General features: G+C 57.4%; 17 protein-coding genes. 9 read left to right on the top strand and 8 right to left on the bottom strand.

The features are described 5' to 3' along the window. The first annotated feature begins 473 nt into the window (after positions 1-473). Entirely contained in the window at positions 474-3,146 is a 2,673-nt protein-coding gene (gene rcsD / locus IM295_RS05815) for a phosphotransferase RcsD (protein ID WP_193066383.1), read from the top strand. 16 nt (positions 3,147-3,162) lie between these two features. Beyond that, complete coding sequence (gene rcsB / locus IM295_RS05810) at positions 3,163-3,813, top strand: response regulator transcription factor RcsB (protein ID WP_006176468.1); 651 nt, start codon at positions 3,163-3,165, stop codon at positions 3,811-3,813. A 112-nt stretch (positions 3,814-3,925) separates the two neighbouring features. Here rcsB and rcsC read toward each other — a convergent pair whose 3' ends face one another. Further along, complete coding sequence (gene rcsC, locus IM295_RS05805; protein ID WP_047367976.1) at positions 3,926-6,772, bottom strand: two-component system sensor histidine kinase RcsC; 2,847 nt, start codon at positions 6,770-6,772, stop codon at positions 3,926-3,928. A 134-nt stretch (positions 6,773-6,906) separates the two neighbouring features. After that, entirely contained in the window at positions 6,907-9,543 is a 2,637-nt protein-coding gene (gene gyrA, locus IM295_RS05800) for a DNA topoisomerase (ATP-hydrolyzing) subunit A (protein WP_193066382.1), read from the bottom strand. 146 nt (positions 9,544-9,689) lie between these two features. Here gyrA and ubiG point away from each other — a divergent pair, with 146 nt between their 5' ends. The 4 genes from ubiG (at position 9,690) to yfaE (ending at position 14,485) form a co-directional block, all read left to right on the top strand. Next, positions 9,690-10,418, top strand: a complete 729-nt coding sequence (gene ubiG, locus IM295_RS05795; protein WP_020690665.1) for a bifunctional 2-polyprenyl-6-hydroxyphenol methylase/3-demethylubiquinol 3-O-methyltransferase UbiG — start codon at positions 9,690-9,692, stop codon at positions 10,416-10,418. Positions 10,419-10,765: 347 nt separating this feature from the next. After that, a complete protein-coding gene (gene nrdA, locus IM295_RS05790; RefSeq protein ID WP_028013905.1) occupies positions 10,766-13,051 on the top strand; it encodes a class 1a ribonucleoside-diphosphate reductase subunit alpha in 2,286 nt (761 codons plus the stop codon). A gap of 49 nt (positions 13,052-13,100) precedes the next feature. Further along, the gene (gene nrdB / locus IM295_RS05785) at positions 13,101-14,231 is read left to right on the top strand and encodes a class Ia ribonucleoside-diphosphate reductase subunit beta (RefSeq protein WP_041908962.1); all 1,131 of its coding nucleotides are present in this window, start codon (positions 13,101-13,103) and stop codon (positions 14,229-14,231) included. Next, a complete protein-coding gene (yfaE, locus tag IM295_RS05780; RefSeq protein WP_047367977.1) occupies positions 14,231-14,485 on the top strand; it encodes a class I ribonucleotide reductase maintenance protein YfaE in 255 nt (84 codons plus the stop codon). The genes nrdB and yfaE overlap by 1 nt, the downstream gene beginning before the upstream one ends. A gap of 23 nt (positions 14,486-14,508) precedes the next feature. Here yfaE and glpQ read toward each other — a convergent pair whose 3' ends face one another. Further along, positions 14,509-15,561 (bottom strand): glycerophosphodiester phosphodiesterase, encoded by a 1,053-nt coding sequence (gene glpQ / locus IM295_RS05775; RefSeq protein ID WP_041908960.1) that lies wholly within the window; start codon positions 15,559-15,561, stop codon positions 14,509-14,511. 11 nt (positions 15,562-15,572) lie between these two features. Further along, positions 15,573-16,925: a glycerol-3-phosphate transporter gene (gene glpT / locus IM295_RS05770; RefSeq protein ID WP_028013908.1), complete on the bottom strand. Its 1,353-nt coding sequence runs from the start codon at positions 16,923-16,925 to the stop codon at positions 15,573-15,575. A gap of 250 nt (positions 16,926-17,175) precedes the next feature. Between glpT and glpA the strand changes: the two genes are divergently transcribed. From glpA to glpC, 3 genes are read left to right on the top strand one after another with little or no spacing between them, the layout of a single operon-like run. Continuing rightward, entirely contained in the window at positions 17,176-18,804 is a 1,629-nt protein-coding gene (gene glpA, locus IM295_RS05765; protein WP_193066381.1) for an anaerobic glycerol-3-phosphate dehydrogenase subunit A, read from the top strand. Then, on the top strand, positions 18,794-20,011 hold the full coding sequence (gene glpB, locus IM295_RS05760) for a glycerol-3-phosphate dehydrogenase subunit GlpB (protein ID WP_193066380.1): 1,218 nt from the start codon (positions 18,794-18,796) through the stop codon (positions 20,009-20,011). The genes glpA and glpB overlap by 11 nt, the downstream gene beginning before the upstream one ends. Then, complete coding sequence (gene glpC, locus IM295_RS05755) at positions 20,008-21,198, top strand: anaerobic glycerol-3-phosphate dehydrogenase subunit GlpC (protein ID WP_047363036.1); 1,191 nt, start codon at positions 20,008-20,010, stop codon at positions 21,196-21,198. The genes glpB and glpC overlap by 4 nt, the downstream gene beginning before the upstream one ends. A 33-nt stretch (positions 21,199-21,231) precedes the next feature. Here the strand turns inward: glpC and IM295_RS05750 are convergent, their stop codons facing one another. The 4 genes from IM295_RS05750 to tctD form a co-directional block, all read right to left on the bottom strand. After that, complete coding sequence (locus IM295_RS05750; protein ID WP_193066379.1) at positions 21,232-22,431, bottom strand: nicotinamide mononucleotide deamidase-related protein YfaY; 1,200 nt, start codon at positions 22,429-22,431, stop codon at positions 21,232-21,234. A gap of 93 nt (positions 22,432-22,524) precedes the next feature. Further along, on the bottom strand, positions 22,525-23,064 hold the full coding sequence (locus IM295_RS05745; protein WP_028013913.1) for a YfaZ family outer membrane protein: 540 nt from the start codon (positions 23,062-23,064) through the stop codon (positions 22,525-22,527). A gap of 128 nt (positions 23,065-23,192) precedes the next feature. Beyond that, positions 23,193-24,602, bottom strand: coding sequence for a sensor histidine kinase (locus tag IM295_RS05740; protein ID WP_193066378.1), 1,410 nt, complete (start codon positions 24,600-24,602; stop codon positions 23,193-23,195). Further along, on the bottom strand, positions 24,589-25,263 hold the full coding sequence (gene tctD / locus IM295_RS05735) for a transcriptional regulator TctD (RefSeq protein ID WP_049137273.1): 675 nt from the start codon (positions 25,261-25,263) through the stop codon (positions 24,589-24,591). The genes IM295_RS05740 and tctD overlap by 14 nt, the downstream gene beginning before the upstream one ends. Positions 25,264-25,361 lie beyond the last annotated feature (98 nt).

Raw genomic sequence — 25,361 nt, 5'->3', positions numbered from 1 at the left:
CGTTACCGCACTGAATGACAAAACAAGATCGACTCCAGTCTCTAAAATAACTCTCGCTATCATCATTAACTTTATTTATTACCGTCATTCAGCTTTGAATGTCTGTTTATCCCTAATTCAACCGGATGCGTCGCATTCGGTTTTTTTTTACCCTTCTTTACGTAACTTTTCTTTTTTTGTGCTACCGCCGCGTAATTGTAACGACTATTAACTAAATTCACGCTCGCCCCTGTGCATAACGGGAAAATTCGCTCAAAACTTAATTTCTTGTTAATTCGTGCTATTTTCTGACGAAATGCATTTTTTATTTGTACATGCATTATGCTCTTGTACACATTTAAGACGTACTTCCTCTCTCGTACGGGCCATCGAAAAAGTCGCTTGTTCAAGGACAGTGGCGCTGGAAATTCAGTTATTACCCTTTATACTGCCCTATCGCCACAGAGCACGACCATCACGGGTTAAAGATATCAATGAGTCAGACTGAAACTACCGCCCAAAGCAAATTCTCCCTTCTGCCCGGGAGCATCACCCGTTTCTTTCTTCTTTTGATCGTGGTGCTGTTAGTCACAATGGGCGTGATGGTGCAGAGCGCGGTTAACGCTTGGCTGAAGGATAAGAGCTATCAGGTGGTGGATATTACCCACGCCGTACACAAGCGCATTGATACCTGGCGCTACGCCACCTGGCAGATTTACGACAACATTGCGGCAGCGCCTGCCAGCTCATCCGGAGATGGGCTTCAGGAGACGCGGCTGAAACAGGATGTCTACTATCTCGAAAAACCGCAGCGTAAGACTGAAGCGCTTATCTTTGGCTCTCACGACAGCGCGACCCTTGAGATGACGCAGCGTATTTCGACCTACCTGGATACGCTCTGGGGCGCCGAAACGGTGCCGTGGTCGATGTACTATCTGAACGGTCAGGACAACAGCATGATCCTGATCTCGACGCTGCCGTTGAAAGATCTCTCTTCCGGATTTAAAGAGACGACGGTCGGCAGCATTGTCGACTCCCGCCGGGCAGAAATGCTGCAGCAGGCCAACGCCCTTGATGAACGTGAGAGCTTCTCATCGCTGCGCCGATTGGCCTGGCAGAATGGTCACTATTTTACCCTGCGTACCACCTTTAACCAGCCGGGTCATCTGGCGACGGTCGTGGCCTTCGATTTACCCATTAATGATTTGATCCCGCCGGATATGCCGCTCGACAGCTTCCGTCTGGAGCCGGACAGCAGCACCCAGAACATGCGTGCGGCGTCCGATAAAGAGGCCGCAGAGAGCGTCACCATCTCCTTTAACGGCTCGAAAATTGAAATTGCCTCGTCGCTGAACTCAACCGGCATGCGTCTGGTGTGGCAGGTACCGTTCGGCACGCTGCTGCTTGATACCCTGCAAAATATTCTGCTGCCGCTGCTGCTGAATATTGGTCTGCTGGCGCTGGCTCTGTTCGGCTACAGCACCTTCCGCTTCCAGCCGGGACGCCAGAGCGACGCGTCTGCGGTCTCCGCGGGCAACACCAACGAGCTACGCGTATTGCGCGCGCTCAATGAAGAGATTGTCTCCGTGCTGCCGCTAGGGGTGTTAGTTCACGATCAGGAAGCGAATCGCACGGTGATGAGCAATAAAATTGCTGACCATCTGCTGCCGCATCTTAACCTGCAGAACATCACCACTATGGCGGATCAGCACCAGGGGGTTATTCAGGCCACCATCAACAATGAACTTTACGAGATCCGTCAGTTCCGCAGCCAGGTGGCGCCGCGTACGCAAATCTTCATCATTCGCGATCAGGATCGCGAAGTGCTGGTGAATAAAAAGCTCAAGCAGGCGCAAAGGCTGTATGAGAAGAACCAGCAGGGGCGCGCGGCATTCATGCAGAATATTGGCGATGCCTTCAAGCAGCCGTTAAAAACGCTGGCGACCCAGGCGGCAGCGTTAAACACGTCTGAAAGCCACCAGCTCGCCTGCCAGGCCGACTCGCTGGTCCGCATGGTAGATGAGATCCAGCTGGCAAACATGCTGGAAAATGATTTCTGGAAAGGTACCCCTTCTCTCTTCTCTATTCAGGATCTGATCGATGAAGTTGTTCCGGAAGTCCTGCCGGTGATTAAGCGCAAAGGGCTGCAGCTGCTGATCAATAACAATCTTCCGGCAAATGACGAACGTCACGGCGACCGCGAGGCGCTGCGTCGTATTCTGCTGATGATTATTCAGTACGCCGTGACCACCACGCAGATCGGCAAGATCACCCTTGATGTGAGCACCGACGAGTCGGCGGAAGATCGCCTGACGTTCCGCATTCTGGACACCGGGGAAGGCGTGACGGCGAGTGAAATTGATAATCTGCACTTCCCGTTCCTGAACGACACGCAAAGCGATCATTACGGCAAGGCTAACGCCCTGACCTTCTGGCTGTGCGATCAGCTGGCGCGTAAGCTCGGCGGCCATCTGAATATCAAGGCCCGTGAATCGCTCGGCACCCGTTACTCTCTGCACGTGAAAATGGCCGCCAATCCACAGGAAGAAGATGAAGAACGCCTGCTGGATGACGTCGTGGTGATGGTGGATGTAACCTCAAACGAGATCCGCAATATTGTGGTTCGTCAGCTCGAAAACTGGGGCGCGGCCTGCATCACGCCGGATGAAAGGCTGGCAAGTCAAGAATTTGATCTGTTTTTAACTGATAATCCGTCTAATCTTACTGCCTCGGGCTTGCTTTTAAGCGATGATGAGTCAGGCGTGCGGAAAATCGGCCCTGGCCAGCTGCGCGTCAACTTTAATATAAGCAATGCGATGCAGGAAGCTGTACTACAACTAATAGAAGAGCAGCTGGCGCAGGAAGAGATAACGGAATTCCCGTTAGGCGGTAATGAAAATGCCGAGCTTCACGCCAGCGGATACTATTCCCTCTTTGTTGATACAGTACCAGATGATGTGAAGCGGTTGTATACTGAGTCCGCTGCGAATGATTTTGCAGCGCTGGCACAGACAGCACACCGGCTTAAAGGGGTGTTTGCCATGCTTAATCTGGTTCCCGGCAAGCAGTTATGTGAAACGCTGGAACATCTAATTCGTGAGAAAGATGCCTCTGGCATTGAAAAATACATCAGCGACATTGACGCCTACGTCAAAAGCTTGCTGTAGCAAGGTAGCCTTATACATGAACAATATGAACGTAATTATTGCCGATGACCATCCGATTGTACTGTTCGGTATTCGCAAATCACTTGAACAGATCGAGTGGGTGAATGTAGTCGGTGAATTTGAAGACTCTACAGCACTGATCAATAACCTCCCAAAGCTTGATGCGCACGTGCTCATTACCGATCTCTCTATGCCTGGAGACAAATACGGTGATGGGATCACGCTCATCAAATATATTAAACGTCACTTCCCGGACATCTCGATTATTGTTCTGACCATGAACAACAACCCGGCGATCCTGAGCGCCGTGCTGGATCTGGATATCGAAGGGATTGTGCTGAAGCAAGGCGCCCCGACCGATCTGCCAAAAGCGCTGGCTGCGCTGCAGAAAGGCAAGAAGTTCACGCCTGAGAGCGTCTCTCGTCTGCTGGAAAAAATCAGCGCGGGTGGCTACGGTGACAAACGCCTGTCGCCGAAAGAGAGCGAAGTTCTGCGCCTGTTCGCCGAAGGTTTCCTGGTGACCGAGATTGCCAAGAAGCTGAACCGCAGCATTAAAACCATCAGCAGCCAGAAAAAATCAGCAATGATGAAGCTGGGCGTGGACAACGATATTGCCCTGCTGAACTATCTCTCCTCCGTTACGCTGAGCGCATCGGATAAGGATTGATCCCCCACTGTAAATGCCGGATGGCGCTCACGCTTACCCGGCCTTCAGAACCCGTAGGCCCGCGCAAGCGCAGCGCCGCCGGGCAAATAAAAAAGGCCCTTACGGGCCTTTTTTATATTCTGGTTTTTCTCACGCGATCCGCATAAACAGACAGCGTTTGTTTGAGCACGTCCAGCGTCACCGGTTTCGACAGGCAGCTGTCCATGCCCGACTCCAGACAGCGCTGTTTCTCTTCCGCCAGCGCGTTCGCCGTCACGCCCACGACCGGCAGCGTCAGGCCAAGCTGTCGGATGCGCTGCGTCAGCCGGTAGCCGTCCATGTTAGGCATGTTGACGTCGCTCAGCACGATATCAATATGATTTTTACTCAGCACATTCAGCGCATCCACGCCGTCATTGGCGGTTTTGCACTGATAGCCCAGCGATCCAAGCTGGTCAGCCAGCAGGCGGCGGTTAATCGGATGGTCATCCACCACCAGAATCATCATATCGTCATTCACTGACGCCAGACCTTCCGGTGACGGCAGCGCGACTGCACCGTCGTTCTCTTCCAGCTCGACTTTATAGATACGGGCCAGCAGGCTCAACAGCTCATGCGGCGTTGCGACGCTGTGCACCCATTCCCCCGGCGCACGTTCAACCGGTATGCCAATGTGGCGACGGCAGAAGAGCACCGTTCCTCTCCCCTGCCACGGCTGTTCCGGCATCTCGTCGGCGATGAGCACATCGTCCACGTCCGGCGTCTGGCCTTCATAGCGGCAGACCCTCACGCCGCTATGGGCGAGCAGCGCCGTCAGATAGTCATTCAGAGAGGCATTATTGACCGCCAGCCAGCAGCGCTTATCGTTCAGCCCGTCAACCGTGGCTTTTGCCGGATACTGCGCGGAATAGAGCGGAATGCGGATCGTGAACTGGCTGCCCATGCCGGGCTCGGTATCCACGGAAATGTCGCCGTCCATCATGCTGACGAGCTTCTCGCAAATCGCCAGCCCCAGACCGGTGCCCTGGAAGTTACGCTGCACGCCGGTGCCGACCTGGAAGAACGGGTCGAACAGACGCACCACCTCCTTGGCCGGTATGCCCACCCCCGTGTCGCGCACGCGGATGCTGAGATAATCTCCCGCCCGGCAGACGTGTAGCACAATGCAGCCGATATCGGTGAATTTGATGGCATTGCTGAGCAGGTTAGAGATGACCTGCTGCAGGCGCATCGGGTCGCCGTGCAGCGTCAGCGGCACGTCCGGTTCAATGAAGCAGTAGAGCCCCAGCTGTTTACGCACCACCAGCGGCAGATAGTTGGCGCTGATGTGGTTCATGACCTCACGCGGCGAAAACTCGCGCGGCTCAATTTTCAGCTGCTCAGACTCAATTTTAGAGAAGTCGAGAATATCGCTGATGATCTTCAGCAGCAGGCTGGAGGAGTTGTTCATCGCCGTTACCAGCCGGTCGACGCCTTTCGGCAATTCCTTCGTCTGCAGCAGATCAAGGTTACCGATAATCCCGTACAGCGGCGTACGTAGCTCGTGACTGACGGTAGCCAGGAACATGGATTTCGACTGGCTGGCCTGCTCCGCGGCCTGCGCCATCTCCTGCAGCGACTCTTCCATCTTCACGCGCGCGGAGACATCCACCAGCACGCAAATCGCTACGTTTTCATTGCGATAGCGGGAATGAACAAAGCTGATCTGCAGGTTAGTGTGGGTGCTGGTGAGCACGTCGACAAAGTTCACCTGCTGGCCGCAGATGATTTGCGTCAGCCTTTGCCGGTCCTCGTGCGTCAGCATGTTCAGGTAGTTGTGCGCCAGCTCGTTACTCAGGATGTTGGTCCCGTCCTGGGTACGAAGAATGCAGATCCCCACCGGAGCCGAGGCGACAATCTTGCGGTTGAACTGCTCGTGCTCCTCCAGACGCTGGGCGTCACTTTCGGCGGGAATAAAGATTCTCCGCTCATACATGCGCGCCAGCGTAAACAGCGCCCCGCCCACCAGCAGGTTCAGCAGGATCGCATTCATAATAAGAATGCGTATCCGCTCAAGGACCATATCCACCGGCAGCGAGTAAACAATGCTCAGCGACGATGGCGGCAGGCTTTTTTTCAGCACCAGCTCGCGGAAACCGGAGGTGTAGCCAAACCATGAGCGTTCCTGCATCCAGTGCGGATCGACGTTCAAACTTTTATCCGGCCCGGCGAGTGAGATCAGCTGATGCCCGTTTTCATCCAGAATGGTCACGCCCATCGGCAGGCTGCCCGGCGTGAAGAAGTTTTCCATGCGGATGGTCTGCTCAATCCCCAACAGCGCCTGCAGGCGATTGCCCAGGTAGACCGGCGTCAGCGCATAGAAATAGCCCACGCCCATGCGCGGCCCCTGGCTAATCCAGAAAATGTTGTTCCCGCGCTCGTCCTGCGGCGCATTGCGATATTTCACAATACGCTCGTGCAGGCTTTTCAGCGCATCATCACGCTCGACGGGCACATCGCGCAGGCCAAAGTCAGCCATGCAGAGGTTTTCACTGCCAATCAGGAATACGCGGTTAAGGTCGTAGGCGGCGGAGAAGTTGTCGCGCCAGTAGCGCATAAACCAGGCGAGGGATTCCAGCGATCCGCGCCAGGTGCTGCTCATGGTGGAGCAATCGGAGTCCGGGAACAGCGGCTGGAAGTCCGGCACTTCGGTTTTGTCATTGCGCCCACGCAGGGCAAGGATACCGTTTTCTGCCGTCAGCCGATTTTCGGCAATATACTTCAGCTCCTTCATCACGTCAGACGTTCGCTGAATGTAGCGCTGGGCCTGATCGGAGCTTAAATTAAACTCCTGGCGGATCTCCGCTTCTTTCTGGTTCAGCGCATTGACGATGTAAAACACCGACAGCAAGGCCACCAGCAGCCAAAGCAGGAGCGCCAGCGCCCGGAACAGATAGCGAGAAACTTTCAGCGTGGTACGAAAGGAGACGAGGTATTTCAAAGGGGCGAGGCTCCGCCGTCGGGGTCAAAAGAATGTGGTTAAGGTAGCGGTAAACGCGGCTTGTCGCAACGTTCACGTATCTGCATCTGCAAAAGAAAAGGGCCGGAATCCGGCCCTTTATGCGTCAGAAGAGATTACTCGTCAGCGTCATCCGCTGCGTCGTCGTCGCTCTCTGCTTCCGGTGCGATTTCATCATCACCTTCCGCGACGCTGCCGTCGATGGAATCGAGCTCTTCGTCGTCCACCGGCTCAGCAACGCGCTGCAGACCCACCACGTTTTCATCTTCCGCCGTACGGATGAGGATAACGCCCTGGGTGTTACGGCCCACCACGCTGATCTCGGATACGCGCGTACGCACCAGCGTACCGGCATCGGTGATCATCATGATCTGGTCGGCATCGTCCACCTGCACCGCGCCCACAACGGACCCGTTGCGCTCGGTGACCTTGATGGAGATAACGCCCTGCGTGCCGCGTGACTTGGTCGGGTATTCGCTTTCCGCCGTACGTTTACCGTAGCCGTTCTGGGTGACGGTCAGGATTGCGCCTTCGCCACGTGGAACGATCAGGGAAACAACGGAGTCTTCACCCGCCAGCTTAATACCGCGCACGCCGGTCGCCGTACGACCCATTGCGCGCACGGCGTTCTCTTTGAAGCGCACCACTTTACCAGCCGCAGAGAACAGCATCACTTCATCAGAACCAGAGGTCAGATCCACACCGATCAGCTCGTCGCCTTCGTTCAGGTTTACCGCAATAATACCGGCAGAACGCGGACGGCTGAACTCGGTCAGCGCGGTTTTCTTCACGGTACCGCTGGCGGTCGCCATAAAGACGTTCACGCCCTCTTCGTACTCGCGTACCGGCAGGATGGCGGTGATACGTTCGTTCGCTTCCAGCGGCAGCAGGTTGACGATTGGACGACCGCGCGCGCCACGGCTCGCTTCCGGCAGCTGATAGACCTTCATCCAGTACAGACGGCCACGGCTGGAGAAGCAGAGGATCGTGTCGTGGGTGTTAGCCACCAGCAGACGGTCAATGAAGTCTTCTTCTTTAATACGTGCTGCAGATTTACCTTTACCGCCACGACGCTGTGCTTCGTAGTCGGTCAGAGGCTGATACTTCACGTAGCCCTGGTGAGACAGGGTCACTACCACGTCTTCGCGGTTGATCAGATCTTCAATGTTGATATCAGAGCTGTTGGCGGTGATTTCGGTACGACGCTCGTCGCCGAACTGATCGCGAACCAGCTCAAGCTCTTCGCGGATCACTTCCATCAGGCGCTCGGCGCTACCCAGGATGTGCAGCAGCTCAGCAATTTGCTCCAGCAGCTCTTTGTACTCGTCGAGCAGTTTTTCATGCTCAAGGCCGGTCAGCTTCTGCAGGCGCAGATCCAGAATCGCCTGGGCCTGCTGTTCAGTCAGGTAGTACTGACCGTCACGCACGCCGAATTCAGGCTCGAGCCACTCAGGACGCGCGGCGTCGTCGCCCGCACGTTCCAGCATCGCCGCCACGTTGCCCAGATCCCACGGACGCGCAACCAGCGACGCTTTCGCTTCTGCCGGCGTCGGCGCACGGCGGATCAGCTCGATGATCGGGTCGATGTTCGCCAGCGCAACCGCCAGTGCTTCAAGGATATGAGCGCGATCGCGCGCTTTGCGCAGTTCGAAGATGGTACGACGGGTCACCACTTCGCGGCGGTGACGCACGAACGCGCTCAGGATCTCTTTCAGGTTCATGATCTTCGGCTGACCATGGTGCAGCGCAACCATGTTGATACCGAAGGAGACCTGAAGCTGAGTCTGGGAGTACAGGTTGTTCAGCACAACCTCACCCACCGCGTCGCGCTTGATTTCAATCACGATGCGCATACCGTCTTTGTCAGACTCGTCACGCAGCGCGCTGATGCCTTCAACGCGTTTCTCTTTTACCAGCTCGGCGATTTTTTCAATCAGACGCGCTTTGTTCACCTGATACGGGATCTCGTGAACAATGATAGTTTCACGGCCGGTTTTGGCGTCCGCTTCCACTTCGGCGCGAGCACGGATGTAAATCTTGCCACGACCGGTGCGGTACGCTTCTTCAATGCCGCGACGACCGTTGATGATCGCCGCCGTCGGGAAGTCCGGGCCCGGGATGTGTTCCATCAGCCCTTCAATGCTGATGTCTTCATCGTCGATATAGGCCAGGCAGCCGTTGATCACTTCTGTGATGTTGTGCGGCGGAATGTTGGTCGCCATACCCACGGCGATACCGGACGAGCCGTTCACCAGCAGGTTAGGGATCTTCGTTGGCATAACGTCAGGAATTTTTTCCGTGCCGTCGTAGTTATCAACGAAATCAACCGTCTCTTTTTCCAGGTCGGCCATCAGCTCATGGGCAATCTTCGCCAGACGGATTTCCGTATAACGCATTGCCGCGGCGGAGTCGCCGTCGATAGAACCAAAGTTACCCTGACCATCTACCAGCATGTAACGCAGCGAGAACGGCTGCGCCATACGGACAATGGTGTAGTACACCGCGGAATCACCATGGGGATGGTATTTACCGATTACGTCACCAACGACACGGGCAGATTTTTTGTAGGCTTTATTCCAGTCATTGCCCAATACGTTCATGGCGTATAGTACGCGACGGTGTACCGGCTTCAGGCCATCGCGGACGTCCGGCAGCGCACGGCCAACAATGACCGACATCGCATAGTCCAGATAGGAGCTTTTCAGCTCTTCCTCGATGTTAACCGGTGTAATTTCTCTCGCAAGGTCGCTCATCTAACCGCTATCCCTCTACTGTATCCCGGATTCAAAGGTCGCAAATTATAACACAGCCGCGGTGATACAGGTAAACCTATACGCTTTATTCACAGGGATTGCCTGATATACTCATTTGTCTTGCTAAATAAGGAGTAAAAGCGCCCATGAATGCCGAAAAATCCCCGGTGGCACACAACGTTGACCACGAAGAGATTGCCAAATTTGAAGCGGTGGCGTCCCGCTGGTGGGATCTCGAAGGTGAGTTCAAACCGCTGCATCGCATTAACCCGCTGCGTCTGGGCTATATCGCGGAGCGTTCCGGCGGTCTGTTCGGTAAGAAAGTGCTCGACGTCGGCTGCGGCGGCGGCATCCTGGCGGAAAGCATGGCGCGCGAAGGGGCCACCGTCACCGGCCTGGACATGGGCTTCGAGCCTCTACAGGTTGCCCGTCTTCATGCGCTGGAGTCCGGTATACAGGTGGAATATGTGCAGGAAACCGTGGAAGAGCACGCGGCAAAACATGCTCACCAGTACGATGTGGTGACCTGCATGGAGATGCTGGAGCACGTTCCGGATCCGCAGTCCGTGGTAAACGCCTGTGCAAAACTGGTGAAGCCGGGCGGCCAGGTCTTCTTCTCGACAATCAACCGCAACGGAAAAGCCTGGCTGATGGCCGTGGTCGGCGCAGAATATGTGCTGCGCATGGTGCCGAAAGGGACGCACGACGTGAAGAAGTTTATCAAGCCTGCCGAACTGCTGGGCTGGGTTGACCAGACGTGGCTTAAGGAGCAGCACATCACGGGCCTGCACTACAACCCGCTAACGGATAAATTCAAACTCGCACCGGGCGTGGATGTTAACTATATGTTGCACACAACCGCCAAAAACGACTAACGTCATTCGTTATTCTTATAAAGATTGCGCGACATCATGTTGCGCAATTCTGACCGCCCGTTGAAGAAATCAGCACTCGATCAAATTTTGAATTTTTTTTCTTAATTATTGACATCTCTTCCAGGCCTTACGGTACGAGGACTTACGCTTTTTTACCCTTTCACAACCTCAATTTAACCTCAAAATCAACCCTTGTGCTGAAAAGATTCGATACTAGAATACTCACCATATAGCGTTTTTCTTATCGCAAACCCCCTATATGTAGTATTTATCCACAGAGTTAGTCACAAGACGGATCTGTGGATAAGCGGGGGATATTTTTTATTTCACGGACAGGTAAAACCCACATGAATCAGAGTCTGCTGGTGACAAAGCGCGACGGTACTACCGAGCGTATCAATCTGGACAAAATCCATCGAGTTCTCGACTGGGCAGCAGAAGGGCTGAACAACGTATCTATCTCCCAGGTTGAACTGCGTTCCCACATTCAGTTCTACGACGGCATCAAAACGTCTGATATCCACGAAACCATTATCAAAGCAGCGGCGGATCTGATCTCCCGCGACGCACCGGATTATCAGTACCTCGCTGCGCGTCTGGCGATTTTCCACCTGCGTAAGAAAGCCTACGGCCAGTTCGAGCCGCCAAAGCTTTACGATCACGTGGTGAAAATGGTTGAGCTGGGCAAATACGACACGCATCTGCTGGAAGACTATACGGAAGAAGAGTTCGAGCAGATGAACGGGTTTATCGATCACTGGCGCGACATGAACTTCTCCTACGCGGCGGTGAAGCAGCTCGAAGGCAAATACCTGGTTCAGAACCGTGTGACCGGTGAGATCTACGAAAGCGCCCAGTTCCTCTATATTCTGGTGGCTGCCTGCCTGTTCTCAAACTACCCGCGCGACACCCGTCTGGACTACGTGAAGCGTTTCTACGATGCGGTATCGACGTTCAAAATTTCTCTGCCAACGCCGATCATGTCTGGCGTGCGCACCCCTACCCGTCAGTTCAGCTCCTGCGTACTGATCGAGTGTGGTGACAGCCTGGATTCCATCAACGCCACCTCCAGCGCCATCGTGAAATACGTCTCCCAGCGTGCCGGTATCGGCATCAACGCCGGTCGCATCCGCGCGCTGGGTAGCCCGATTCGCGGCGGTGAAGCGTTCCACACCGGCTGTATCCCGTTCTACAAGCACTTCCAGACGGCGGTAAAATCCTGCTCTCAGGGCGGCGTGCGCGGCGGCGCAGCGACCCTGTTCTACCCAATGTGGCACCTGGAAGTGGAAAGCCTGCTGGTACTGAAAAACAACCGCGGCGTGGAAGGCAACCGCGTGCGTCACATGGACTACGGCGTGCAGATCAACAAGCTGATGTACACCCGTCTGCTGAAAGGGGAAGACATCACCCTGTTCAGCCCGTCCGACGTCCCGGGCCTGTACGACGCGTTCTTCGCCGATCAGGACGAGTTCGAGCGTCTGTACACCAAATATGAAAAAGACGACAGCATCCGTAAACAGCGCCTGAAGGCGGTAGACCTGTTCTCCCTGATGATGCAGGAGCGCGCCTCTACCGGCCGTATCTACATCCAGAACGTTGACCACTGCAACACCCACAGCCCGTTTGATCCGGCGGTTGCGCCAGTGCGCCAGTCTAACCTGTGCCTGGAGATCGCCCTGCCAACCAAACCGCTGGAAGACGTGAACGACGAAAACGGCGAAATCGCCCTGTGTACGCTCTCCGCGTTCAACCTGGGTGCGATTAAGAGCCTGGACGAGCTGGAAGAGCTGGCCGTGCTGGCGGTACGTGCGCTGGATGCCCTGCTGGACTACCAGGATTACCCAATCCCGGCCGCTAAACGCGGCGCAATGGGCCGTCGTACCCTGGGTATCGGCGTGATCAACTTCGCCTACTGGCTGGCGAAAAACGGCAAGCGTTACTCCGACGGCAGCGCTAACAACCTGACGCACCAGACGTTCGAAGCGATTCAGTACTACCTGATGAAAGCCTCTAACGAGCTGGCGAAAGAGCAAGGCGCGTGCCCGTGGTTCAACGAAACCACCTATGCAAAAGGCATTCTGCCGATCGACACCTATAAGAAAGACCTGGATGCGATCGTCAGCGAGCCGCTGCACCTGGACTGGGAAGGCCTGCGCGAGTCCATCAAAACGCACGGCCTGCGTAACTCCACGCTCTCTGCCCTGATGCCGTCCGAGACCTCTTCGCAGATCTCCAACGCCACCAACGGTATTGAGCCACCGCGCGGCCACGTCAGCATTAAAGCGTCAAAAGACGGCGTGCTGCGTCAGGTGGTGCCGGATTACGAAACGCTGGGCAACAACTACGAGCTGCTGTGGGAGATGCCAAACAACGACGGCTACCTGCAGCTGGTGGGTATCATGCAGAAGTTTATCGACCAGTCGATCTCTGCCAATACTAACTACGACCCGACGCGCTTCCCGTCCGGCAAGGTACCAATGCAGCAGCTGTTGAAAGACCTGCTGACCGCCTACAAATTTGGCGTGAAAACGCTGTACTATCACAACACCCGTGACGGTGCAGAAGACGCGCAGGACGACCTGGTACCGTCAATTCAGGACGATGGCTGCGAAAGCGGCGCATGTAAGATCTAATGAAGGGCGGGGATATCCCCGCCTTTATTTCGTAAGACAGGACACACTCATGGCATATACCACCTTTTCACAGACGAAAAACGACCAGCTCAAAGAGCCAATGTTCTTCGGCCAGCCGGTCAACGTGGCACGCTACGATCAGCAAAAATATGACATCTTCGAAAAGCTGATTGAAAAGCAACTCTCCTTCTTCTGGCGTCCGGAAGAAGTTGACGTTTCCCGCGACCGTATTGATTACCAGTCGCTGCCGGATCACGAAAAGCATATTTTCATCAGCAATCTGAAGTACCAGACGCTGCTGGACTCCATTCAGGGCCGTAGCCCGAACGTGGCGCTGTTGCCGCTGATCTCGATTCCTGAGCTGGAAACCTGGGTGGAAACCTGGGCGTTCTCCGAGACGATCCACTCCCGCTCTTACACCCACATCATCCGCAACATCGTGAACGATCCGGCGGTGGTGTTTGACGATATCGTCACTAACGAGCAGATCCAGAAGCGCGCGGAAGGCATTGCGCACTACTACGACGAGCTGATCGAGATGACCAGCTACTGGCATCTGCTGGGCGAAGGCACCCACAGCGTGAACGGCAAAACCGTTACCGTGAACCTGCGCGCGCTGAAAAAGCAGCTGTACCTCTGCCTGATGAGCGTTAACGCCCTGGAAGCGATCCGCTTCTACGTGAGCTTCGCCTGCTCCTTCGCCTTTGCCGAGCGCAAGCTGATGGAAGGCAACGCCAAAATCATCCGTCTGATCGCTCGTGACGAAGCCCTGCACCTGACCGGCACCCAGCACATGCTGAACCTGCTGCGCAGCGGTACGGACGACCCGGAGATGGCGGAAATCGCCGAAGAGTGCAAGCAGGAGTGCTACGACCTGTTCGTGCTGGCGGCTCAGCAGGAGAAAGAGTGGGCAGACTACCTGTTCCGCGACGGCTCCATGATTGGCCTGAACAAAGATATTCTGTGCCAGTACGTGGAGTACATCACCAACATCCGCATGCAGGCGGTTGGTCTGGACCTGCCGTTCCAGACGCGCTCTAACCCGATTCCGTGGATCAACACCTGGCTGGTATCCGATAACGTGCAGGTTGCGCCGCAGGAAGTGGAAGTGAGCTCTTATCTGGTCGGTCAGATTGATTCTGAAGTCAACACCGACGACCTGAGCGACTTCCAGCTCTGATGACGCGCGTAACGCTGAGCCTTTCTGGCACCGAAGTGCTGTGCCAGGATGAGCACCCTTCCCTTCTGGTGGCGCTTGAAGCGCATCAGGTGGAGGTAGAGTACCAGTGTCGTGAAGGCTATTGCGGCTCCTGCCGCTGCCGTCTGGTCGCAGGCCAGGTGGACTGGCTGACCGAACCGCTGGCCTTTATCAGTGAAGGGGAAATTTTGCCCTGCTGCTGCCGGGCAAAAGGCGATATTGAGATCGAGATGTAAAAAAGGGCCTTACGGCCCTTTTTCTATTTTAAGAACGTCACCGCTTTATCCGGGAAATCCGTAAACAGCCCGTCCACGTCCGCCTGCTTATACAACACCTCGTAAAGCTGATTCACATCGGTGGCATATGGCGGCAGCTGGTCGGCACGCACCGTGTACGGATGCACCTGCATCTTGCTGGCGTGCGCCTCTTTCACCATCGCCGTCAGCTTCACGTGGCCAGGCGTTGAGCCTTCCGCCACCAGCATGTGATAATCCGGCCCGATGCCGTCAGCGTACTGCGCAATCTGCTTCATCGCGCCCGGCTTGAACATCCAGTCGTAGCTGTAGTTCACCCACTTCCCGTCCGGCTGTTTCTCCTGGGTTTCGTTCCAGTCGGTGTAGGCAATCAGCTGCACCAGATTGAGATCCATCCCCATCTTCGGCTCCAGCTCGGTTTTGATGCGCTTCAGCTCGGCTGCGTCAAAACACTGCAGGTAAACTTTGTCCTTCTTGCTGGTGTAGCCGTACTGTTTCAGCACCTCCAGCGTCTTCGCGGCAATGTCCTTCCCTTCCTGATGGTGGAACCACGGCGCTTTGATTTCCGGGTAGATACCGATGTTTTTACCGGTCGAGTGGTTCAGCCCCTGAACAAACTCAATCTCTTCCTGGAAGGTATGGATCCGGAAGTCAGATTTGCCCATCGGGAAGCGTCCCGGGTAGACCTGCACCTTCTTGCCGTTTTCAATCTCAAAGCCTTCGGTAAACTTCAGAGAGCGAATTTCATCCAGGGTAAAGTCGATGGCGTAGTAACGACCGTCTTTGCGCGCGCGGTCCGGGAAACGCTCCGCCACGTCCGTGACGCGGTCAAGATAGTGGTCATGCAGGACGACCAGCTGGTCGTCCTTCGTCATCACCAGATCCTGCTCCAGGTAATCCGCCCCCTGGGCATAGGCCATCGCTTTCGCCGGCAGCGTATGCTCCGGCAGATAGCCGCTGGCACCGCGGTGGGCGATAACGATTTTATCCGCCGCCAGGGCAGAGCCTGTCATCAGGCCTGCCAGCAGCAGGCCGGTGGTTAATGGGGTTAATTTCATCGCAATGCTCCTTATTGACGACGCGCCAGCACTTCCGCGTGGTGACGTTTCTCGCCGATCATCACAACAACCAGCAGCAGAACCGCCAGCACGCTGCCGCCGATCATCACCATAAAGCCGCCGTCCCAGCCGAAGAAGTCAACGGTGTAGCCCACGATAGCGCTCGCCGCGACGGAACCGCCGAGGTAGCCAAACAGACCGGTAAAGCCTGCCGCCGTGCCCGCCGCTTTTTTCGGCGCCAGCTCCAGCGCGTGCAGACCGATCAGCATCACCGGGCCGTAAATCAGGAAGCCGATAACGATCATACAGGCCATGTCTACTGATGGGTTACCCGGCGGGTTAAGCCAGTAAACGACAGTCGCGATGGTCACCAGGGTCATAAAGAACACGCCCGTTGCGCCGCGGTTGCCTTTAAACACTTTGTCCGACATCCAGCCGCAAATCAGCGTGCCCGGGATCCCGGCATATTCATACAGGAAGTACGCCCAGGAGGATTTATCCAGCGCGAAGTGCTTCACCTCTTTCAGGTAGGTCGGGGACCAGTCGAGGATGCCGTAGCGCAGCAGGTATACGAACACGTTCGCCACCGCGATGTACCACAGCAGCTTGTTCGGCAGCACGTACTTCATGAAGATCTGTTTCGCGGTCAGCTCTTCTTCGTGCTTCTCGCTGTAGTCATCCGGATAGTCGTTTTTGTACTCTTCGATTGGCGGCAGCCCGCAGGACTGCGGTGTGTCGCGCATCAGGGCGAAGGCAATAATCGCCACCAGAATAGCACCAAAGGCAGGCATGTAGAGCGCCGCGTGCCAGTCGTTGAACCAGGCCATCCCCAGCAGGAACAGCAGAGGTGGAAGCCCGCCCCCGACGTTATGCGCGCAGTTCCACACCGACACAATGCCGCCACGCTCCTTCTGCGACCACCAGTGCACCATGGTACGTCCGCACGGCGGCCACCCCATCCCCTGGAACCAGCCGCAGAGGAACAGCAGCACGAACATGATGGCAATGCTGGACGTCGCCCACGGCACAAAGCCCATGAACAGCATGACCGCTGCCGCGAGGATCAGACCGGCGGGCAGGAACACGCGCGGATTCGAACGGTCCGACACAGAACCCATGATGAATTTAGAAAAACCGTAGGCGATGGAGATCCCCGACAGCGCGAAGCCCAGGTCGCCGCGAGAGAAGCCCTGCTCCACCAGATACGGCATGGCGAGCGCAAAGTTTTTACGTACAAGATAGTACGCCGCATACCCGAAGAAGATCCCGAGGAAGATTTGCCAACGCAGACGGCGGTAGAGAGGATCGATCTCTGCCTCTGGCAGTCGCGCCCGATGCGGCGCAGGTTTGAAGATACTGAGCATAACAGCCTCCGTGGCCTTTCAAAAAATGACCAGGCATCTCGCGCCCGGTTACAGAGGCGGGGATGTTAAAAAAACATGCGGTTTGTTACTGTGAATCAACGCACAGATTGTTACAGAAATATGACAGAATGCGCAAAAAAGCGCATGAAATCACGTTTCAGTTTCGAATTTCGCGCGTTTATGTTCGAAATCAAACAAACCACACGATCTATGTGGCTAAATGCTAAAAAACGAACATAGAGGAAAGGCAATGACAATTCACGATCCACGCTACAGCGATGTGATTATCATTGGCGGTGGCGCAACCGGCGCTGGCATCGCACGCGACTGCGCCCTTCGCGGCTTAAGCGTCACGCTTCTGGAGCGCCACGATATAGCCACCGGCGCGACGGGACGTAACCACGGCCTGCTGCACAGCGGCGCGCGGTATGCGGTCACCGACGGTGAATCCGCGCGCGAATGTATCGCTGAAAACCAGATCCTCAAGCGTATCGCCCGACACTGCATAGAGCCGACCGACGGCCTCTTTATTACCCTTCCCGAAGATGACCTCGCCTTTCAGTCAACCTTTATAACCGCCTGTACTGCAGCGGGCATTCAGGCGGAGGCCATGGATCCGGCGCTGGCCCGGCGGCTGGAGCCGTCGGTGAACCCGACGCTGATCGGCGCGGTGAAGGTACCTGACGGCACCGTCGATCCGTTCCGCCTGACCGCCGCCAACATGCTGGACGCCCGCGAGCATGGCGCGCGCATTCTGACCGGACATGAAGTGACCGGGCTTATCCGCGAGGGTCATCGCATCTGCGGCGTGCGGGTGTTTGATACGCAGTATAACGAGCACAGCGAGCTGCACGCCGCCGTGGTGGTCAACGCGGCGGGGATCTGGGGCCAGCGCATCGCGGAATACGCCGATTTATCCATCCGCATGTTCCCGGCCAAAGGTTCGCTGCTGATCCTTGACCACCGCATCAATAACCACGTCATCAACCGCTGCCGCAAACCGTCTGACGCCGACATTCTTGTGCCGGGCGACACCATTTCGCTCATCGGTACGACGTCAACGCACGTTGACTACAGCGACATTGACGTCAACCGGGTCACCGCCGAAGAAGTGGATATTCTGCTGCGCGAAGGGGAAAAGCTGGCGCCGGTGATGGCGCAGACGCGTGTCCTGCGCGCCTACGCGGGCGTGCGTCCCCTTGTCGCCAGCGATAACGATCCGAGCGGACGTAACGTCAGCCGGGGCATCGTGCTGCTCGATCACGCCGGGCGCGACGGCATGGACGGGTTTATCACCATTACCGGCGGCAAGCTGATGACCTACCGGCTGATGGCCGAGTGGGCGACCGATGCCGTGTGCCGCAAGCTCGGAAATACCGAACCGTGCGTTACCGCAGAACAGCCGTTGCCGGGATCGCGCCAGTCTACCGAAAAAACGCTGCAAAAAATCATCTCCCTGCCCGCGCCACTGCGCGGTTCGGCCATCTACCGCCACGGCGACAGAACGCCGCAGTGGCTCGGTGAAGGACGACTGAGCCGCAGCCTGGTGTGCGAGTGCGAAGCCGTTACCGCAGGCGAAGTGCAGTACGCGGTAGAGAACCTGACGGTCAACAGCCTGTTGGATCTCCGCCGCCGCACCCGCGTCGGAATGGGGACCTGTCAGGGCGAGCTGTGCGCCTGCCGTGCCGCCGGGCTGCTGCAGCGTTTTCATACCACCACCGCCACCCAGTCGCTCGATCAGCTCAGCGCGTTTCTGAACGAGCGCTGGAAAGGCATTCAGCCTGTCGCCTGGGGCGATGCTCTGCGCGAAAGCGAATTTACCCGCTGGGTCTATCAGGGGCTTTGCGGCCTGGAGAAGGAGCAACACGATGAAATTTGATACCGTAATCGTCGGCGGCGGGCTGGCAGGCTTGCTCTGCGGCATCAAACTCACGAAGCAGGGGCTGCGCTGCGCCATTATCACCCGCGGCCAGAGCGCCCTGCACTTCTCGTCGGGATCGCTGGATCTGGTGGACGAAGCGTACCGCGACAGGCTGCCGCCGGAGCACCCCTATCACCTGGTTGGCGCGCAGCATATTGACCGCTTTGCGCTGGAAGCCGAAGCGCTGCTGGCGGGCTGCGGCGCGCGTCTGAAGGGAAGCGCCAGGCAAAATCACCAGCGCATCACGCCGCTCGGCACCCTGCGCTCCGCGTGGCTCAGCCCGGAGGAAGTCCCCGTGGCCCCCGTCAGCGCGGGACGAGTGCGGGTGGTGGGTATTAGCGGCTTTCTGGATTTTCAACCCCATCTCGCGGCGGCCTCGCTCTGTCGCCAGGGCATCAACGCCGACACGGCAGAAATAGAGCTGCCCGAGCTGGATATCCTGCGCGATAACCCGAGCGAGTTTCGCGCGGTGAATATCGCCCGTTTTCTGGATAACGAGGACAAATGGCCGCTGCTGTATGACGCGCTCAGGCCGCTCGGTGAAACCTGCGATGCCCTGTTAATGCCCGCCTGCTTTGGTTTAAACGACAACCGGCTCTGGCGCTGGCTCTCGGATCGTCTGCCCTGCACGCTCGGTTTACTGCCGATGCTTCCCCCTTCCGTACCCGGCATTCGTCTGCATACCCAGCTTCAGCGCCAGTTTGTTGCGCAGGGCGGCGTGTGGATGGCGGGTGACGAGGTGAAAAAAATCACCCTGACTGACGGCGCGGTGAGCGAAATCTGGACGCGCAACCACGAGGATATTCCGCTTCGCGCCCGCTATACGGTGCTGGCGAGCGGGAGCTTCTTCAGCAACGGGCTGCTGAGCTGCCGGGAGGGCATCCGGGAAGCGATTATGGGGCTGGATGTGCGGCAAACCGCTTCCCGCGCGGACTGGTATCAGTGTGATTTCTTCACGCCGCAGCCCTGGCAGCAGTTTGGCGTAATTGTCGATAACCGGCTACATCCGCAGCTTTCCGGTATGCCCGTCGGTAATCTTTTTGCCATCGGCTCGCTGCTGGGCGGATACGATCCGATCCCCCAGGGATGCGGCGGCGGGGTTTGCGCCGTCACGGCGCTGTATGTAGCCGAGCAGATTATCCAGCGCGTGGAGGCTGAACAATGAACGACACCCGTTTCGAAAGCTGCATTAAATGCACGGTCTGTACCACCGTCTGCCCGGTCAGCGGCGTAAACCCGCGCTACCCTGGGCCAAAGCAGGCCGGGCCGGACGGCGAGCGCCTGCGCCTGAAGGACGGCAGGCTGTACGACGAGGCGCTGAAATACTGCATCAACTGCAAGCGCTGCGAGGTCGCCTGCCCGTCGGACGTGAAAATCGGCGACATCATCCAGCGCGCCCGGGCGCGTTACAGCACGCAAAAGCCGACACTGCGCGATGCGATCCTGAGCCATACCGATCTGATGGGCAGCGTCTCCACGCCGTTTGCCCCGCTGGTGAATGCCGCAACCTCACTCAAGCCGGTGCGTCAGCTGCTGGATGCCACGCTTAAAATAGACCATCACCGCAGCCTGCCAAAATATTCTCACGGCACCTTCCGTCGCTGGTATAAAACCGTCGCGGAGCAGCAGGCGCAGTACGACGATCGGGTAGCCTTTTTCCACGGCTGCTATGTGAACTACAACCACCCGCAGCTGGGAAAAGACCTGCTGAAGGTGCTCAACGCCATGGGAACCGGCGTACAGCTGCTTAGCAAAGAGAAGTGCTGCGGCGTGCCGCTGATTGCCAACGGGTTTACCGATAAAGCGCGCAGGCAGGCCAAAAGCAACGTCACCTCCCTGCGCGAAGCGATTGTCGATAAAGGCATGCCGGTGCTGGCGACGTCGTCCACCTGCACCTTCACCCTGCGCGATGAGTACCCGCACCTGCTGGACGTGGATAACGCCGGACTGCGCGAGCACATCGAGCTGGCGACGCGCTTCCTCTGGCGCAAGCTGGACAGCGGGCAGACGTTGCCGCTGGGAACATTGCCGCTGAAGGTGGTCTATCACACCCCGTGTCATATGGAGAAAATGGGCTGGTCGCTTTATACGCTGGAGCTGCTGCGGTTAATTCCGGGGCTGGAGCTGACGGTGCTGGATTCGCGCTGCTGCGGCATCGCAGGCACCTACGGCTTTAAGCGTGAAAACTACGAAACCTCGCAGGCAATTGGCGCCCCGCTGTTCCGCCAGATTGAAGAGAGCGGCGCGGATATCGTGGTGACGGACTGCGAAACCTGTAAATGGCAGATTGAGATGTCCACCAGCAAGCGCTGCGAACATCCGATTACCCTGCTGGCGAAAGCGCTGGGCTGAACGTTGCCGGGGCGAAAGGCCCCGGCACAGGCATTACTCAACGAACAGCGACTCGACAACGTTAATCCAGCCGTGCTCGCTGGCGACCTCTTTGCCGTTGAGCCAGCGGCGCAGCATATTCAGCGCCATCATGGCGCACACCTCCTGACGCACCGCCAGGCTGTGGCGGGTGATGCTCATTTTTACCCGCAGCGCCCAGGTGCCATCCGGCGTCGCCAGCGCGAAGTTGAGGTAATCCTCATCCAGCCCGCCGACAAACAGCGCCAGACCGGCAAAATGCTTCACCCTTCTTTCGGAAGCCCAGCGGGCGGTTTGCGCCAGGGTCTCCTGCTGAAACGGCACCACTTCGCTGGCGAGCAGCGGCGCGTTGACGCGCGACAATTGCAGCGCCAGCAGGCCACCGGTGAACTGCTCGCTTAAGGTCACGCTGAGCTGGCGAGTCTGCAGATGTTTTGCAATCTGCTCAGGCAACCCTTCCGTCCCTTCAAAAATCAGGCTTTCGCCCGCCACGCGCTGCACCTCAGGCCACAGGGCCAGCATCGCCTCTTTCTGCGTGGCCGGTCCTGTTAATTTGAGTTCAATGATCGGCATAGAGGAGCGATAACCCATGGAGACGCCCGGCGGCAGCGGAAGGTGGTCAAGGCTCTGGGCCAGATCGCTTTCCGAGCGGCCAAAGGTGGTCAGGCGCAGGCACAGCGGAGGTTCAGGCAGAGTAAAACGCTGGCGAAGGCGCGGCAGGATCTGCTGCTCGACCATTACCTTAAATTCGGAAGGCACGCCCGGCGTGAAGAACATCAGGCAGCGGTTCAGCTGCATGGCAAACCCGCATGCGGTACCGACCGGGTTATCAACCAGCTCGGCGCTGGCGGGAATTTCAGCCTGCTTGCGGTTGCTGGGAGCCATAACGCGTCCACGTTCGGAGAAGAAGCGTTCCATCTGCGAAAGCCACGCCTCGTGCAGCACCAGCCCTTCGCCTTTTGCGGTCGCGGCAGCCAGCGCGCTAAGATCGTCACTGGTGGGGCCGAGCCCGCCGTTCACAATCAGCACGTCGCACTGTTCGCTACGCTCGCGCAAAATGCTGACCAGGGACTCAAGGTTGTCTCCTACCGTATTGCGGCGCGTTAACGGTAATCCTTGCTCAAAGAAAAGATCGGCAAGCCAGGCAGCATTGGTATCAATAATCTGTCCGTGCAGCACTTCGTCGCCGGTGGATAACATCTCCACGTTAATCATTGTGTTCTCCCGCTTATTTGGTCAAAACACTATAGCGCAAACGCGGGGTGGAGATGAGAGAAACTGGCGCGACGGAACGCCGCGCCGGAACGATTAGAAGCCTGCGCTCACGCCCACGTACGGGCCGTCAGCCAGCGCGTTATCGCGGTTGCCGTCTTTACCGGCCAGGTTCAGATAACGGTAGCCCGCTTCGATGGTAATCGGACGCATGATGGTCCAGCGCGCGCCGGCGTTGGCTTCTTCATAGCTGTCGATGCCGCTGGAGAGGGAATCCGGAGAGTAGTAGTACTCGCCAAACAGGCCGAAGCTGTCGCCAATTTTCCACTGCAGGCCGCCGCCCACTGCCGCTGCGTACCCTTCATCACCGTCATTCGGGTTGGTGTAGATACCTTTACCGCCAACGGTGGCCAGGAATGGGCCAAGAGGAATATTCAGACCGAGGCCGAGGCTTGCCGCGTCGCCGTCGTCATCGTTGTGCGTCCAGCCGCCGGTCATTGCCAGACCGGAGGTGTCAGTACCCATGCCAAAACCGAGGTGGGTATAGTCCTGACCCGCCGAACCATTAATGCTAATGGCGTTAGCCGCCGCAGATACAACCATCAGGCCGAGGCCCAGTAATGCCACTTTTTTCATTATCGCGATCCTGCATAATTATAGAGAAGTCCCCAAAACCGCGAGATTTTAACCTGAGTCTGCGGGGGATCAAGCACTCTGCGTGCGGCGGACAGGAAGATTGTAACGATTTGAAACCCCCGGCTTTTTTACGTAAGCAGCAGAAAGCGCATTTTGACGCAAAGGCCACCCAGCGTTTCGCTGCGGGTCAGCTGCAAATGGCTGCGGTGCAGCCGGGCGATATCCCCCGCCAGCGCCAGCCCAATCCCGGAACCGGCGGCGTTCCCGACGTTGTCCAGACGGTGGAAAGGCTGCATCGCCTGGTAGATCTGATCCTCTTCAATGCCGGGGCCGCTGTCCTCAACGCTCAGCTCAACGGCGCCGCCATCCACGCGCAGGAATACGGTCACGGTCCCGCCTGCAGGCGTATATTTAATCGCGTTCTCCAGCAGGTTGGCGCACAACTCGCCCAGCAGAACGTCATCGCCTTCGATCGTGACCGGCTGCTGTACACCGTCATATCCTAAATCGATCGCCTTGCTCCGCGCCTGCGCCAGCCGGGAAAAACAGCAGTTCTGCACCACTTGAACCAGATCCACAGGCGTGAAATGACGATCCCCCTGCTCTTTTCCCTTCACCGCTGAAAGCTGCAGCAGCCGCTCGGTGAGCACGATAGTGTCGTCCAGGGTGGCATTCATTGCCCGCAGGCTCTCCTGCCACAGGGCGGGATCCTGACGCGCGAGGGCGACGGTGACCTGGGTTTTAAGCACCGCCAGCGGCGTTTTGAGCTGGTGCGACGCATCCGCGTTAAAGCGTTCCTGACGCGAAAGCACGCCGCGCAGCCGGTCGATATAGCGGTTAAAGGCGACTATCAGCAGCCGGGTCTCCGACCAGGGCAGCAGCTCCGGCAGCGGTGCGAGCAGGCCCGGCTCGCGCCGCACCATCAGTGACGAAAGCTGGCGCATTGGGCGCAGCACGCGGCGCAGCAGCCATGCGGTCAGCACCAGCGTCAGCAGCACCAGAAGCCCCTGTGAAACCCAGGATGAAAAGAGCAACTGGCTGGCGAGATAGCGGCGGGACTGGAGCGTCTCGGCGACGTAAATCTCCGCCATGCCAAAAACATTATCTTCATTTACGGGCTGCAGCAGGCGCGCCACCCGAATCGCCTGGCCGCGATATTCGGTGTGGTAAAACCAGGCCAGCGCCGGATAGAGCGTTGTGCGCGACGTCGCAGGCGGCATCTTCGGCAGATCGTCATAGCCGGAGATCACCCGTCCGTCGGGGTCGACCACCTTATAGTAGAGCCGGTCGTTCATGTTGAGCTCAAAGCTGTCGAGCACCACCCAGGGCACGTCCACCGCCAGCCTGCCGTTGCGCACCTCCAGCCGCTCGGAGATGGTGCGGGCAGAGGATAACAGCGTGCGATCGTAGGCCTGCGTGGCCGCCTGCAGTGCGCTAACGTAGCTGTTAAAGGCCGACAATCCCCACAGCAGCAGCAGCGGCAGACCCAGGAAAAGCAACAGCTGCAGATAGAGCGACTGCGGCTTAACCCACCTCATCGCCGCACTCCAGCACGTACCCAAGCCCCCGAAGGGTGGTGATCCGCACGCCGCTGCCGGTCAGCTTCTTACGCAGCCGGTGAATATAGAGATCGATGTTTTCAGGGCTGACGTCGTCGTTCAGGCTGAACACCTGGTCGAAAAGCTGCTGTCGTGAAACCGGACGGGTCCGGCGGTGCATCAGCACTTTCAGCAGGGAGAGCTCCCGCGGCGTCAGGGAAAGCGGTTCATCGCGCAGCAGGAAAAAGCCCTCGTCGTCATACTCCAGCTCCCCAAGGCGCTGGCGCTCCTGCGTTCGACCCTCGCTTCGGCGCAACAGGGCGCGCAGACGCGCGTCAAGCTCCTCCAGCTCAAACGGTTTTGGCAGATAGTCATCTGCCCCGGCGTTCAGTCCCTTCACCCGATCCGCCACATTGCTGCGGGCGGTAAGAAACAGCACCGGCAGCGTTTGCCCCCGTTTTCTGAGGCGGTGGACCACTTCCAGGCCGTCAAAACCGGGCATGCCGATGTCCAGAATAGCGACCGCGTAGTTTTCACCCTGCAGCAGATGGTCGGCGGCACGTCCGTCGGAGACGCAGTCCACGGCAAAGCCTTCCTGCACCAGCGCTTTCTCCAGCCAGTGAGCCAGCTCACGATTATCTTCTGCGAGTAAGAGACGCATGTCACATCCTGTAAAGTTGGTGTCCCGTTGAAAGGGAAATGAAAGGTTATTGTTTTAACAATCACGCAACGGAACCGCTACAAGGTGGTTCACATAAT

The organism is Enterobacter cloacae complex sp. P14RS, from assembly GCF_014895895.1.
GTDB lineage: Bacteria > Pseudomonadota > Gammaproteobacteria > Enterobacterales > Enterobacteriaceae > Enterobacter > Enterobacter bugandensis.
The sequence above is the reverse complement of the archived record's forward strand: the minus strand, read 5'-3'. Positions and strand labels throughout refer to the sequence as shown.

What these genes read in the sequence shown, in the direction of transcription:
- rcsD (WP_193066383.1), top strand. Translation starts at nt 474, where the DNA reads ATGAGTCAGACTGAAACTACCGCCCAAAGCAAATTCTCCCTTCTGCCC.
- rcsB (WP_006176468.1), top strand. Translation starts at nt 3,163, where the DNA reads ATGAACAATATGAACGTAATTATTGCCGATGACCATCCGATTGTACTG.
- gyrA (WP_193066382.1), bottom strand. Translation starts at nt 9,543, where the DNA reads ATGAGCGACCTTGCGAGAGAAATTACACCGGTTAACATCGAGGAAGAG.
- ubiG (WP_020690665.1), top strand. Translation starts at nt 9,690, where the DNA reads ATGAATGCCGAAAAATCCCCGGTGGCACACAACGTTGACCACGAAGAG.
- nrdA (WP_028013905.1), top strand. Translation starts at nt 10,766, where the DNA reads ATGAATCAGAGTCTGCTGGTGACAAAGCGCGACGGTACTACCGAGCGT.
- nrdB (WP_041908962.1), top strand. Translation starts at nt 13,101, where the DNA reads ATGGCATATACCACCTTTTCACAGACGAAAAACGACCAGCTCAAAGAG.
- yfaE (WP_047367977.1), top strand. Translation starts at nt 14,231, where the DNA reads ATGACGCGCGTAACGCTGAGCCTTTCTGGCACCGAAGTGCTGTGCCAG.
- glpQ (WP_041908960.1), bottom strand. Translation starts at nt 15,561, where the DNA reads ATGAAATTAACCCCATTAACCACCGGCCTGCTGCTGGCAGGCCTGATG.
- glpT (WP_028013908.1), bottom strand. Translation starts at nt 16,925, where the DNA reads ATGCTCAGTATCTTCAAACCTGCGCCGCATCGGGCGCGACTGCCAGAG.
- glpA (WP_193066381.1), top strand. Translation starts at nt 17,176, where the DNA reads ATGACAATTCACGATCCACGCTACAGCGATGTGATTATCATTGGCGGT.
- glpB (WP_193066380.1), top strand. Translation starts at nt 18,794, where the DNA reads ATGAAATTTGATACCGTAATCGTCGGCGGCGGGCTGGCAGGCTTGCTC.
- glpC (WP_047363036.1), top strand. Translation starts at nt 20,008, where the DNA reads ATGAACGACACCCGTTTCGAAAGCTGCATTAAATGCACGGTCTGTACC.
- IM295_RS05750 (WP_193066379.1), bottom strand. Translation starts at nt 22,431, where the DNA reads ATGATTAACGTGGAGATGTTATCCACCGGCGACGAAGTGCTGCACGGA.
- IM295_RS05745 (WP_028013913.1), bottom strand. Translation starts at nt 23,064, where the DNA reads ATGAAAAAAGTGGCATTACTGGGCCTCGGCCTGATGGTTGTATCTGCG.
- IM295_RS05740 (WP_193066378.1), bottom strand. Translation starts at nt 24,602, where the DNA reads ATGAGGTGGGTTAAGCCGCAGTCGCTCTATCTGCAGCTGTTGCTTTTC.
- tctD (WP_049137273.1), bottom strand. Translation starts at nt 25,263, where the DNA reads ATGCGTCTCTTACTCGCAGAAGATAATCGTGAGCTGGCTCACTGGCTG.